The following is a 13,087-nucleotide window of genomic DNA, read 5'->3' as shown; positions in this document are numbered from 1 at the left end:
AGGAGCACCTGATGAACTCGATCGCTGATGTCCCCGCACAGCGCAGGCCCAGATTCTCAATAGCCTGCCCGAACTCACGCAACGCCCGGTGGGCGGCGTTGAAGGGCCAGCATCCTGACCTGTGGGAGCGCGCCTGCGAGCTCGATGAGCACATCCGCGACGGCGGAGCGTTCAACGCTCGCAGCGGAGCGCCGTTCGCCGGCCAGATGTTCCTGCACTCCGACCGCATCCCCTTGCGCGAGGTCGACCTGCGCTCGGATGCGGAGCGGCAGATCGACGCCGGGCAAGGAACTCTCTTCGACGAGGCCGCCCTGACGGTCGACTGCATCGGCGGCGCTTGCTTCACCTGACCTGCGATTCCCCGGTCTCGCCCTGCACGGGTGGAGGTGGCGCACCTGACGTTCGGAACGTACCGACGGCAGGAGGGCACGATGGCGACGAGGACGCGGCTGAGCCGTGCGGAGCAGGATGCGAAGCTGGAAGCCCTGCACGAGCGGCTGACCGAAGCGGTCAGCGGGCTGGTCTCGGGCGAGGACTGGAAGCGCGCGATCGAGTTCGCCGCGAGGTTCCGCTCGCGGTCGTTCAACAACACCCTGCTCATCTATGTGCAGCACTACGCCGCCTTCAGCAAGGGTCGCGTGCCGGAGCCGATGCCGACCTACGTCGCCGGGTTCAAGCAGTGGCTGAGCATGGGCCGCAACGTATTGAAGGGCCAGTCGGGCTATCAGATTCTCGCCCCCGTCACGGCGCGTTTCGCCTCGGCTACTCCCGAGGTCGAGGACTCATGGCGGCGGCTCGCGCGTGGCGAGCGGCCCGCGTGGGGCGAGACAGTTCGGTCCAAGCTGGTCGGCCTGCGTCCCGCCTATGTCTTTGACATCTCTCAGACCGAGGGCGAGCCGATCCCCGAGACCACCCGACCAACGCTGCTTCAGGGGCAAGCACCCGAGGGGTTGTGGGACGGGCTCGCTGCTCAGGTGACAGCACGCGGCTTCGAGCTGAGGCTGGTCTCCAACGCGCAGGCGATCGGTGGCGCCAACGGTCTGACCGACTACGGGAGCCACGAGGTCTCGGTGCGCACCGACATGGACGACGCCGCCCAGGTCAAGACGCTCGCGCACGAGCTGGGGCATGTGATGCTGCACGGACCCGACAACAACGATGCGGTGATGCACCGTGGCATCGCCGAGGTAGAGGCCGAGTCGGTCGCCCTGATGGTCGGCGCCGCGCACGGGCTGGCAACCGATGACTACACCATCCCCTACGTCGCATCGTGGGCCTCCAGCGTGCCCGGCAAGACTCCGGTCGAGGTCGTGCAGTCCACGGCCGAGCGTGTTCGGGGCGCTGCGGCGACCATTCTCGACCAACTTGAGACCACCAAGGTCGGCGACGGCACACCCCCGGGATTGGACCGGGACGCGCTGGCGCAGGCACGGAGCACCAGACGTCGGAGTCCCGACGTGGGCCCAGGCTCCGATGCCCGGTCCTCCAGCGCCGCGACCGTAGAGGCGGTGGCACTGTGATGGGGCTCCACGCTCGGCCCGCTGCCGACGCCCGTTACCGCAAGCCGCAGGACGCCAGCCGGGTGCCGGTGGTCCTCCCGCATCTGGCGATCACGATCAGCGACGCGAGCATGACCACCAGCGATGGCGGAGCTCGGCTGAGCGCGACTCTCAACGGTGAGCCGTATCCCGTTCCGGCAGGTCCGGGCGTGGGACGCTCGGCACTTGGTGGGCTCGTGGAGCAGGTGACCACGGATTTGGGGTGCCCGGTGCGGATCGAGGTTCATGAGGTTGACGGCTCGGTGTTCACCGAGATCGTGAAGCCACCGCCGCTGCCGGTGCAGGTCGTGAGCGAGTCGCCCGCCTCTTGGGAGCGTGCCGATCTGGACGCAGCCGGTTTCGGTCGGCTGGAGGTTGGTGGCAGCGGTTTCGCTCCCGATGAGCAGGTTGCGGTCGCGGTGGTGGTGGCACACCAGACCGCTGGCCCCGATGGGTGTGCTCGGCTGCGGCTTCCTGCCGCGCTGTTGGCGTCACGGCCGGGAACGGTCGTTCTGCTGGGTCGTGCCTCCGGGTTCGTCGCTGTCAGCGGGAGCCAGGCGTGAACCCGCGTGGCCGGGGTGTCGATGACGAGCTGGTGATCCTCGGTCTGATTCTGGTCGCCGCCGCTGCCGCTCTCGCTGCGGTGCTCTGGCTTGCCGGTGTTCTCGCCGCGTTCGTGACCGGGAACCCACTTCCAACTGGCGGCATCGCTGCTGGGTTCGGTGTTCTGACCCACGCCGGCGCACCGGGTGTGGCGCTTGGCGTGCCCGGGCTGTCGGTCTGGGTCTACTGGCCGACCGTCGCGCTTCTGGTGGCCGTAGTGGTCGCAGGGGCCGTGGTCGGGTGGCGGCTGGTGTCGGGGTCGCGGCAGAAGACCTCCCGTGACCCACATCGGCTCGCAGGGGTGGCCACTGTTCGTGACGTGGCCAGCACGGCGTCGGAGAAGGCACTGTTGAAGCGGGCTGGAACGCTGCGCCCGTCGTTGACGAAGCCGCCCGCAGCACAGGTCGGATACCTGCTGGGCCGTTCGCGCGGCAAAGGCGTGTGGGCATCGGTGGAGGACTCGATCCTGCTGCTGGGGCCACCGCGCTCCGGCAAGGGGCTCCATGTCGTCATCAACGCGATCCTCGATGCCCCCGGGGCGGTGGTCACCACCGCAACCAGGCCGGACAACATCGCTGCGACCATCACCGCCCGCAAGCGCAAGGGACCTGTAGCGGTCTTCGACCCGCAACGTCTCGCGGACGGCCTGCCATCGGGGTTGCGCTGGTCGCCGGTGCGGGGGTGCGAGGACCCGCTGACGGCGATGATCCGAGCGACCGGCCTCGCCTCAGCGACCGGGCTCACCTCGGGTGGGGTGGAGTCCGGTGGCTTCTGGGAGGGCAAGACCCGTACCGCGTTGCAGGCCCTGCTTCATGCCGCCGCACTGGACCAACGCAGTCCCCGGGAGTTGTTCGGGTGGACGCTCTCACCGTCATCGGCAGCCGATGCCGTGGCCGTGTTGTCGAGCCACCCCAGCGCGGCACCGGGGTGGGCAGACTCGTTGGAGTCGATGATCCATGCCGACCCCCGGACCCGGGACTCGATCTGGATGGGAGTCTCACTCGCGTTGTCGTGCCTGGCCGATCCCCGGGTCCTCGACGCGGTGACACCGTCTCCCGGTGAGGAGTTCGACCCCACCAAGTTCCTCACCAGCAACGGGACGCTCTACTTGCTGGCGACCGGCGCCGGGGCAGGTGCGTCCTGGCCGCTGGTGGCAGCATTCATCGAAGACTTGGTGGAGACCGCACGCCATCTGGCCGCGAGCTCACCGGGCGCCCGTCTCGACCCGCCACTGCTGCTCGCACTCGACGAGATCGGCAACCTCTCACCCCTGCCGTCCCTGCCAGTGCTGATGGCCGAAGGAGGCGGAACCGGAATCACCACCATGCCGGTCCTCCAATCACTGTCACAGGCGCGCGACAAGTGGGGCGACCACGCGGCCGGTGCAATCTGGGACGCCTCCATCGTCAAGGTGATCCTCGGCGGCACGGCATCGGCACGCGACCTGCAAGACCTCTCCGCGCTTATCGGGGAACGTGACGAGCACACCGACACGATCTCGGTGGGCGACTACGGCTCGCGGTCCCTGCAACGCTCCACCCGGCGCGTGCCGGTCATGCCACCGGAGACCATCCGAATGCTGCCGTTCGGGACCGGGCTGGTGCTGCTTCGCTCAGCGCCGCCGTTGGTCACCGACCTTCGCCCGTGGACCACCCGCTCTGACGCCAATGCCTTGCAAGCTGAACGGGCCGACATTGAGGAATCGCTGCGCCGACGCTGAACCAACGCCCGAGCCTCGGGCGTTGGCGCGCACCTACCTGCCAAGAGCGGCCACCACCCCGGTGGCCCAACTAACAGCAGGGAGCAGCAGCCATGAGCATCCCCACCCAGATGAGCCTGTCGGGGTTCGTCGCCAACGACCCCCAGCTCACTCAGACCCGCGATGAGGTCGCACGGTGCTACATGCGCATCGGGGTCGAGCACTCGCGCAAGGAGACCGACGGGACCTTCACCCCGCTGGAGCCCAGCTACCACGACCTCGTGATCTACGGCGCCAGCGCCGTTCGGGCGAACTCCCGGTTCCGCAAGGGCGACAACTTCGTCGCCTCGGGCTACATCCACGAGTACGAGGTGGACCGCAACGGCAAGGCCGTGCCCCGCGAGGAGTTCGTCGCCCGCCGCATCGGTCACGACACCGCCCGGACGCGCTACTCGGTCGACCGGCCCGCTCAGCGGGCCGAGGTCGACGACCCGGGTCCGAGCGCCCGTCCCACGACACTGGGCTCCAGCCAGGCCATCGGCCTCTGAGCCGGAGCGACCCGATGACCGCGTTCTACGACAATGCCCCACCGACAGACGAGCCCGAGCCCGACGTCGACGGCCACGAAGAGCAGCTCCAGCCAATCAACTGGAACACGCTGACCGCTGAGGAAGCACTGCCCGAGTGGCTGAGCCTCAACTACTGGGTGGAGTGGCTCCGCAAGGCGTACGGCCTCCCCCCAGCGGTAGTCCCACCGTTCTGGCACCGCCACGACGAGCTGATCTGGGAACTGTCGGCGCTCCACCTTCACTGGCTTGCCTGCTACGACGCGGACTCTTCGCCGTCCATGCCGCTGACCTGGCACAAGGACTTCGCCGAGGCACGCGGACGCCTGCGGGAATGGGTCTCCACCTGCGGCACCCGGCTGGACCACGACCGGCCCACCCGCCAGACGACCTGGCCCGGCGAGTCTCTGCCTGCGCCAGCGCCCGAGCGGGAGATCAAGGACCGTGCTGAGGACTTCGCGCAGTTCGTCAACGACGACCTCCAACAGCGCCGTCTGGTCGAGGAGCGATTCCACGCCCGGAGCGCGGGTCCGGCACGCATCGACGGTCAGTAGGTGACGGGCGATGGGGCGCGGAAGAACGCGATACGACGCCGAGGGCCAACTGACCCTCGACCTGTGGGGCGAGGAACCGGCTACCGAATCGGCCGCCGAGGAATCGGCATCAGAGCTCGTCGAGCACACGGAAGGCGATGGAGTCGATGAACCGGTACGCACAACTGGCGATGACGCACTGGCAACGCTGGGCACCGAGCCGGGTGCGGGCCTTGTACGACCCGGTGGCGTTCTTCACGGACCTGGGCGAGCAGGTGCAGGCACAAGTGAGCGATCTGGCGCGCCTGTTGGCTGGACCGGACCCGGCGAGGGAGACTTACAGCCAGAAGGTCGCCCGACTCCAGACGGCGACCCGGACAGCGGAGGAGGTCGTGATGGCGCAACTGGTGTGGACACCGGCACCGGAGTTGACCTTGGCCGAGGCCCGGGAGGAATGGGAGCAGACCCGCCCCTCCGACGAGGCACTGATCTCTTGGGCGGAGCGGATTCAGGACTGCCCGGACCTGATGGGTTCGACAGCGGAACTCGAGGACAAGGCGAAGACCTGGGCGGTGACGCCGGAGTTCTTGACCTCTTTGGTGGCGGCGCCGATTCCCCGGAAGTTCGTCGCCGAGAACCAGGCAACGATGGCCGAGGCAGCCACGCTCCGGTTCTTGCGCGAAGTCCGCTAGACCCCACCCCCGCCCCGAGTTTCGTCCCGACCAGTCAGGACGACCTCGCACCGTCGGGTGCCAAGGCCCGCTACGCCGCGAACATCGAGGCGATCCGCCTCCTGCGGACCCTGACCGACGAGCAGCGACCGGCGAGCGCCGAGGAACAGCAGACGCTGGCCCGCTGGTCGAGTTGGGGCGCGGTGGCCGATGTGTTCGACCCGAGCAAGGAGAACTGGGCCTCCGAACACCACGAGCTGCGTGGACTGCTCACCGACCAGGAGTGGTCGGCGGCAGAGAGAGCACCACCTTGAACGCGCACTACACCGACCCGCTGGTGGTACGGCAGATGTGGCGGGCACTCAGCTCTCTGGGTTTCACCACCGGGACCGTGCTGGAGCCCGGCAGCGGCGCGGGCACCTTCATCGGCATGGCGCCGGCCGGAGCGCAGATGACCGGTGTCGAGCTGGACCCGCTGACCGCTGCGATCAGCCGTGCCCTGTACCCGAACGCCCAGGTGCGCACCGAGTCGTTCGCCGACACCCGCATCCGCACCGGCACGTTCGATGCCGCGATCGGCAACGTCCCGTTCTCGGACGTGAAGCTCCACGACCCGGTTCACAATCCCGGCCACGGTGCCGGACGGCACTCCATGCACAACCACTTCATCATCAAGTCCCTCGCTCTGACTCGTCCCGGCGGTTTGGTCGCGGTGCTGACGAGCCACTACACGATGGACTCCCAGAACCCCGGTGCCCGCCGTGCGATGGCAGAGATGGCCGACCTGCTCGGCGCGGTCAGGCTGCCGAACGGCGCGTTCCAGCGTGCCGCCGGCACCACGGTGCTGACCGACCTGCTGCTGTTCCGCCGACGGCTGCCAGGCGAACCCGTGCGGGCACCGGAGTGGGAGAACGTGGTCCCGGTTCAGATCGGGAACGACGAGATCAAGATCAACACCTACTTCGATACCCGTCCAGACCACATGCTCGGCGAAGTGAGCACCGGGACCGGGACCTACGGCGCTCCGATGCTGCGAGTCACCGGGAGCCTCGACAGCCTGGAGGACGACCTCGCCCAAGCCCTCGACCAGATCACCTTCACGGCCCGACGCAACGACCTGACCATGACCGCCCCTGAACTCGTGACCGGGGTGAAGGGTCCGGGCCATCCGGTGACAGGTGCTGTGGCGGCCGAAGACCTGTGGGCGGGCAGCCTCGTCGCCCAATCCGACGGCACCTTCGCCACCGTCGCCGATGGACTGTTGGAGCCGGTCAAGGTGCCCAAGAACGCCGCCAGCGAGTTGCGTGCCCTGCTGGGACTGCGTGACCAAGCCTCCCACCTGCTGACGCTGGAAGGCGCAACCGCTGAAGACACCGAGGAGATCACCGCCGCCCGCGCCACGCTGAGTCACGACTACCGCAAGTACGTCGGTCGGTGGGGACCCATCAACAGATTCACTCTGCGACGCACCGGCCGGATGGACGAGAACGGTGAGGACACCTACGCGCGCATCGTCCCCCCGGCGATCCGGCTGCTGCGGACCGACCCGTTCGGTGCCTTGGTGCTTGCGCTGGAGCAGTTCGACGACGTGGAACAGGTCGCCACCCCTGCCGCGATCATGAGCCGCCGCGTCGTCGCACCGCGTCCCGAGATCCAAGGGGTCGACACCCCAGCAGATGCCATCGCCGTCAGCCTGGACAAGACCGGCGGCGTCGACCTGCCGATGATCTCCGACCTCCTCGGACTGGACCAGGACGAGGCCCGTGAGGCACTGGCCGGGCTGGTCTTCACCGACCCCGACAGCAAGGAACTGATCCATACACCGGAGTACCTCTCGGGTGACGTGCGAACCAAGCTCGACCAAGCCCGCACGGCGGCGAAGGAGGAGCCAGACTTCGAGGTCAACGTGCAGGCGCTTGAGGCGGTGATGCCACCCACCCTGGGTGCAGACGAGATCACCGCGAAGCTCGGCGCGGTGTGGATCAGCGCCGAGGTCCACCAGGCGTTCCTCAACGAACTGCTGCGGGTCGAGGACGTGAAGGTGGAGAACCCTCTGCCGGGCATGTGGGAGGTCCGTGGCGGACGCGGCGGCCTGCTGTCCACGAGCGAGTGGGGCACCGTCCGCCGTCCAGCCCCTGATACCGCCCAAGCGGTGATGGAGCAGCGGGCGGTGCTGGTCCACGACGAGTTCGAGGACATCGACGGCCGCAAGCGCCGTGTCCTGAACCCGGTCGAGACGACAGCGGCTCAGGAGAAGGCCGACGCCCTGTCGGAGCGGTTCGCAGAGTGGGTGTGGGAGGAGCCCGAACGCGCACGCGGCTTGGTCGAGGAATACAACCGGCGTTTCAACTCCATCGTGCTGCGTGACTACACCGATGCCGGGAGCTATCTGACCCTGCCCGGCGTGGCCGAAGGGTTCACTCCGCGTCAGCACCAACGGGCAGCGGTGGCCCGGATGATCGCCGAGCCCTCGGCCGGCCTGTTCCACGAGGTCGGGGCGGGCAAGACCGCCGAGATGATCATCGGTGTCTCGGAGATGCGGCGTATGGGGCTGGTGAACAAGCCCGTCATCGTGGTCCCCAATCACATGCTGGAGCAGTTCAGCAGGGAGTGGTTGCAGATCTATCCGCAAGCCCGTGTGCTGGCCGCGTCGTCTTCAGATGTGTCGGCGGAGAAGCGCCGCGAGTTCGTCGCCAAGGCGGCAGCGAACGATTGGGACGGCATCATCTTGACCCAGACGGCGTTCGCCAAGATTCCGCTGCGTCAGGCCACCCAGGACGACTATGTGCGTGCCCAGGTCGACCAGCTCCGGTCGGTGTTGGACAACGCCGAGGCCGGGCAGGCGATGACGGTCAAGCGCATCCAGCGCAAGCTGCTCCAGACCGAGAGCAAGATCGAGTCCCGCATCGACACCGGTCGTGACGAGGGCGTGTGCTTCGAGGACACCGGTATCGACTACCTCTGCGTCGACGAGCTGCACCTCTACAAGAACCTCGCCACCGACTCCAACATCCGCGACGCCGCCATCGACGGCTCGGCACGCGCCGCCGACCTGCACATGAAGTTGGAGTACCTGCGCGCTTCGGGCCGCTCCCGTGTGGTCACCGGCGCGACGGCGACCCCGATCGCCAACAGTGTGACCGAGGCGTTCGTGATGCAGCGCTACCTGCGACCCGACCTCCTCGACGCCGCCGGCATCGGCTCCTTCGATGCCTGGGCCGCAACGTTCGGGCAGACCGTCACCCAGATGGAGATGTCACCCACCGGCGCGTTCCGCCTCAAGACGCGGTTCGCCAAGTTCCAGAACGTCCCCGAGATGCTGCGGATGTGGTCGGTGTTCGCCGACGTCAAGACCGCCGCCGACCTCGACCTGCCCATCCCGGCGCTCGCCGAGCGAGACGACGGCCAACGGGCTGCCAAGACGGTCCCGGTGGAGCCGACCGCCGAACTCGAACGGTTCGTGGAACTACTCGGGGAACGGGCCGAGGCCGTGGCGAACAAGGCGGTCCGTCCCGAGGAAGACAACATGCTCACCATCTCCACCGATGGTCGCAAAGCCGCGCTCGACATTCGCATGGTGCTGCCCGAACGCCCGTCCGGTCCCACCAAGGTCGATGTCGCCGCCGACGCTATCGCCGCCGTGTGGGAACGAACCCGCGACAACGAGTACCTCGACCCCCTCACCGGCCAACCCTCACCGATCAAGGGCGCGCTGCAACTGGTGTTCTGCGACATCGGCACGCCCAACCCCGACAGATGGAACGCCTACGACGAGCTCGCCCTGCAACTCAACGAACGCGGCGTGCCCGGGGAGCGCATCCGATTCATGCACGAAGCCAACAACGACTCAGAGAAGGCAAGGCTGTTCGCCCAAGCCAGAGCCGGTCACATCTCTGTGCTCATCGGCTCGACCGAGAAGATGGGAGTCGGGACCAACGTCCAGGCCCGCGCGGTCGCGCTGTGGCACATGGACTGCCCCTGGCGTCCCGCCGACCTCGCCCAAAGGGACGGACGCATCCTGCGGCAAGGCAACCAGAACGAGGAGATCGCCATCGTCCGGTTCGTCACCGAACGATCCTTCGACGCCTTCATGTGGCAGACCATCGAACGCAAGGCCACCTTCATCGCCCAGGTCATGCGCGGCCGACTCGACTCCCGCGAAATCGACGAAATCGACCCCGGCGCACTCTCGGCCGCCGAAGCCAAAGCACTCAGCTCAGGCAACCCACTCCTGCTAGAGCACTCCACACTGACCAGCGAAGTCGCCAAGCTCCGCCGCCTGCAACGAGCCCACGAGCGCAACCAGAACATGCTCACCCACACCGAACGCCGTGCTGAGGAGGACATCGCACGGTTCACCGAGCACATCGCCGCCCTCGAAGCAGCCGCACCGCTGGTCACCGACACCAGCGGGGACCGCTTCCGCATCACCCTCGACGTCCGCAACTACACCTCCCGGGCCGACGCCGCTGGGGCACTCGAACGCTGGATGCAGGCCAATCGACTCCAATGGATGCCCACCTACCGAGGGCAGGAGTACGGCGTCATCGGCAACATCAGCGGCTTCGACATCGAAGTCAGGACCAGCCCCGGGATGGGCGTCCTCAACGTCACTACCAGCCTGGCGGGCATCCCACGCTCCTCCTTCACTCTGACCCAGCGGGAGTTCCTCGCCGGCGGAGTCGGCCTTGTCCAGCGCATCGAGAATCGCGTGTCCGCTATCCCGACGTTGCTCACCCACGTCCACGAAGACCTCGACAAAGCCGAGCGGTCCAAGACCGAAGCAGCCCAGCGCATCGGCCAGCCGTTCAAGCGCGGCGAAGCACTCGACCAGGCCGAGAAGCAGCTCGCCACCGTCGAGACCGCCTTGGCCGCCATGCAAGAAGAGAACCGCGAGACACCCGCGACCCCGACGCAAGCGCCAGCACCGGTAACCGTCCAGACGCTCCGCGACTACGTACCTCCGATCAAGCGCGTCCTCCCTCGCGCCAACGCCGAACACGAGGACGACCAGCGCCTGTCTCCAAGCCCACGCCAGAGCAGTCCGGCCTACGAGCCGCCCAGCCTGTGACCGGGTGCTCTGACGCACCTATCCACCAGAAGAACCCGCACCAACCAAGGAGGAGATACCGATGAGCGCGTACACGAAGAAGACCGACCGACGTCCCTTTGAGGAACGGCGACTGTCGGCCCGAGCCGTCCACCGTGACGGTCCTGACCTGCACAAGCTGTGCGAGGTGCTGATCCGCCTCACGCTCCGTGAGACCGGAGCCACCCGTGCCGCGCAGCTTGCGGCGCAGGCACCCGAGACCTACCGCGACCCGACGCCGACGGCTCCGGCCAAACTGTCGGCCTGAGCACTAGAATGAAGTCGTACCACGCGCGGAAGCGTGGTGTTGTGGCCCTAAACCTCGCCGTCGGCGGGCAAGCGAACTTCGACCTCACGGTCGTTCTCTACAGCCATCAGGCTCTTTCACAAACAGCATCGCCAGCGACCAATCGGTCGCGTCTGCGGGTGGGAAGCATCAGCAACCCGCACTGAAAGAGCCGCCACCATGAGCACCGAACTGTTCGTAAAACCCACCGAGGCCACCAGCCCAAGCGCCCTGCCCGGCACAGCCCTCGCCGTCTCCTACCTCCGCGTCTCCACGCGGGAACAGGCCGAGAAGGGCGGGATGGACGAAGGCTTCTCGATCCCCGCCCAGCGCGAAGGCAACCTCCGCAAGGCCGAGCAGCTCGGAGCGGTCATCGTTGCCGAGTTCGTCGACGCAGGCGAGTCGGCCCGCAAAGCGGACCGCCCCGAACTCATGCGGATGATCGAGTACGTCAAGGAGAGCCGCGTCTCCTACTGCATCGTCAACAAGGTCGACCGGCTCGCCCGAAACCGCGCCGATGACGTCGCCATCCACCTGGCCCTCAAAGAGGCCGGAGTGATGCTGGTGTCCGCCACCGAGAACATCGACGAGACGCCCTCCGGGATGCTGCTGCACGGCATCATGTCGACCATCGCGGAGTTCTACTCCCGCAACCTCGCCACCGAGGTCGCCAAGGGCATGGGCCAGAAGGCCGCAAACGGAGGCACGAACGGCAAGGCTCCCATTGGCTACAAGAACATCCGCGTGTTCGATGAGGTCGGGCGTGAACTGCGAACCGTCGAGCTCGACCCTGAACGCGCGCCGTTGGTCGAGTGGGCGTTCAAGGCATACGCCTCCGGCGACTGGACCGTCACACAACTCCACGCGGCACTCATCGACCGTGGACTGGTGACGGCGCCCACGCCGAAGCGGGCCTCGAAGCCGCTTGCGATCTCATCGGTCCACCGGATGCTCACCAACCCCTACTACAAGGGCGACGTGATCTATCGCGGCGTGCGACACAAGGGAGCGCACCAACCACTCGTGCCCGCCGAGGTCTGGTATCAGGTCCAGTCCGTCCTGACTGCCCACAAGTACGCGGTCGAGGCCACCCAGGTCCACGATCACTACCTCAAAGGCACGGTCTTCTGCGGAGCCTGCGGATCACGGCTCGTGGTCTCCAACGCCAGAAACAAGACCGGCAACATCTACCCCTACTTCGTCTGCTCGGGCCGTCACTCCAAGCGCACCGACTGCACCCGCCAGTCCATCCTCATCAGCGACGTCGAGCACCTGGTCGAGACCTACTACGACCGCGTGCAGATCACCGCCACCCGGCGCGAAGCACTGGCCGGAATGCTCCACCACGAGTTCGACCACCTCATGGCGACCGAGACAGCAAACCTCAAGGAACTTACCAGCCGACGAGACGAGTTGGAACACGAACAGAAGACCCTCATGCGAGCGCACTACGCCGGAGCCGTCCCGCTCAACGTCCTCAAGAGCGAGCAGGACCGGATCTCGACAGAACTCGACCAGATCAACCACCAGCTCGACGCCCAGCACCGCGACTACGCCGAGGCCCGCAAACACCTCGATGAGGCACTCGACCTACTGGAGAACTGCGCCGCGATCTACTCCCGCTGCGACGACACCAACCGCCGGCTGTGCAACCAGGCGCTCTTCACCAAGATCTACATCGACGAGGACAACACCCTGCGGCCCGAGCACGCTCGCGCCTACGAGGTCTTGGTCGACCCCGAACTCAACGGCAACGCACTCACTTGGGCAGAGAAATCACACAAGGTCCAAACCCCGGCCCGTATCTCTACGGGCCAGTGTTTGAACCTTGTGCGCCGGGTGGAGCATAGGGGATTCGAACCCCTGACCTCTTCCATGCGAACGAAGCGCGCTACCAACTGCGCCAATGCCCCAGTGGCACCGAGCCTATCCCTGGCGCCCTGACCGCCCGCCCCGGGGGTCCGCCGCCGGCACTGCTCCTCGCCGCCGATCGGGCAGTCCACATTCTCGCCCTCCACGTGGCCGGCCGCCCCACACCCCCACCGGGCCACCACGACGGCCCCGCCGCGTAGACCGACCCCGCGCCGCCCCCCCCTCCCTGG

The 13,087-nt window shown here is 67.2% G+C and carries 10 protein-coding genes, 1 tRNA gene and 1 pseudogene; 10 read left to right on the top strand and 2 right to left on the bottom strand.

Features of this window, described 5'->3' with window-relative positions:
• Nucleotides 1-11 precede the first annotated feature (11 nt).
• From BHE97_RS07565 to BHE97_RS20630, 10 genes and pseudogenes are all read left to right on the top strand, one after another.
• Entirely contained in the window at nt 12-350 is a 339-nt protein-coding gene (locus BHE97_RS07565) for a hypothetical protein (protein ID WP_087623434.1), read from the top strand.
• A gap of 81 nt (nt 351-431) precedes the next feature.
• The gene (locus BHE97_RS07560) at nt 432-1,520 is read left to right on the top strand and encodes an ArdC-like ssDNA-binding domain-containing protein (protein WP_087623433.1); all 1,089 of its coding nucleotides are present in this window, start codon (nt 432-434) and stop codon (nt 1,518-1,520) included.
• Entirely contained in the window at nt 1,517-2,101 is a 585-nt protein-coding gene (locus BHE97_RS07555; RefSeq protein WP_140400030.1) for a hypothetical protein, read from the top strand. Before BHE97_RS07560 ends, BHE97_RS07555 begins: the two co-directional genes overlap by 4 nt.
• Entirely contained in the window at nt 2,098-3,861 is a 1,764-nt protein-coding gene (locus BHE97_RS07550) for a TraM recognition domain-containing protein (RefSeq protein WP_087623431.1), read from the top strand. The genes BHE97_RS07555 and BHE97_RS07550 overlap by 4 nt, the downstream gene beginning before the upstream one ends.
• 92 nt (nt 3,862-3,953) lie before the next feature.
• Nucleotides 3,954-4,388, top strand: a complete 435-nt coding sequence (locus BHE97_RS07545; protein WP_087623430.1) for a single-stranded DNA-binding protein — start codon at nt 3,954-3,956, stop codon at nt 4,386-4,388.
• A gap of 14 nt (nt 4,389-4,402) precedes the next feature.
• Nucleotides 4,403-4,960 (top strand): hypothetical protein, encoded by a 558-nt coding sequence (locus tag BHE97_RS07540; RefSeq protein ID WP_087623429.1) that lies wholly within the window; start codon nt 4,403-4,405, stop codon nt 4,958-4,960.
• Nucleotides 4,961-5,106: 146 nt separating this feature from the next.
• Complete coding sequence (locus BHE97_RS07535) at nt 5,107-5,631, top strand: hypothetical protein (protein ID WP_087623557.1); 525 nt, start codon at nt 5,107-5,109, stop codon at nt 5,629-5,631.
• A 289-nt stretch (nt 5,632-5,920) separates the two neighbouring features.
• On the top strand, nt 5,921-10,681 hold the full coding sequence (locus BHE97_RS07530) for a helicase-related protein (protein ID WP_170931321.1): 4,761 nt from the start codon (nt 5,921-5,923) through the stop codon (nt 10,679-10,681).
• Between the two features lie 61 nt (nt 10,682-10,742).
• Complete coding sequence (locus BHE97_RS07525; RefSeq protein ID WP_087623427.1) at nt 10,743-10,967, top strand: hypothetical protein; 225 nt, start codon at nt 10,743-10,745, stop codon at nt 10,965-10,967.
• Nucleotides 10,968-11,165: 198 nt separating this feature from the next.
• Nucleotides 11,166-12,212, top strand: a pseudogene (locus tag BHE97_RS20630) (recombinase family protein); the annotation flags it as partial.
• On the opposite strand, the gene BHE97_RS20625 reads toward BHE97_RS20630, so the two are convergent.
• Together BHE97_RS20625 and BHE97_RS07515 are read right to left on the bottom strand one after the other, a co-directional pair.
• Nucleotides 12,129-12,530: a hypothetical protein gene (locus BHE97_RS20625; RefSeq protein WP_236757575.1), complete on the bottom strand. Its 402-nt coding sequence runs from the start codon at nt 12,528-12,530 to the stop codon at nt 12,129-12,131. The pseudogene BHE97_RS20630 and the gene BHE97_RS20625 overlap by 84 nt on opposite strands.
• 295 nt (nt 12,531-12,825) lie before the next feature.
• Nucleotides 12,826-12,898 (bottom strand) — tRNA-Ala (locus BHE97_RS07515).
• Nucleotides 12,899-13,087: the final 189 nt, after the last annotated feature.

This window comes from Aeromicrobium sp. PE09-221, from assembly GCF_002174305.1.
In the GTDB taxonomy this organism is placed as follows: Bacteria; Actinomycetota; Actinomycetes; order Propionibacteriales; family Nocardioidaceae; genus Aeromicrobium.
The sequence above is the reverse complement of the archived record's forward strand: the minus strand, read 5'-3'. Positions and strand labels throughout refer to the sequence as shown.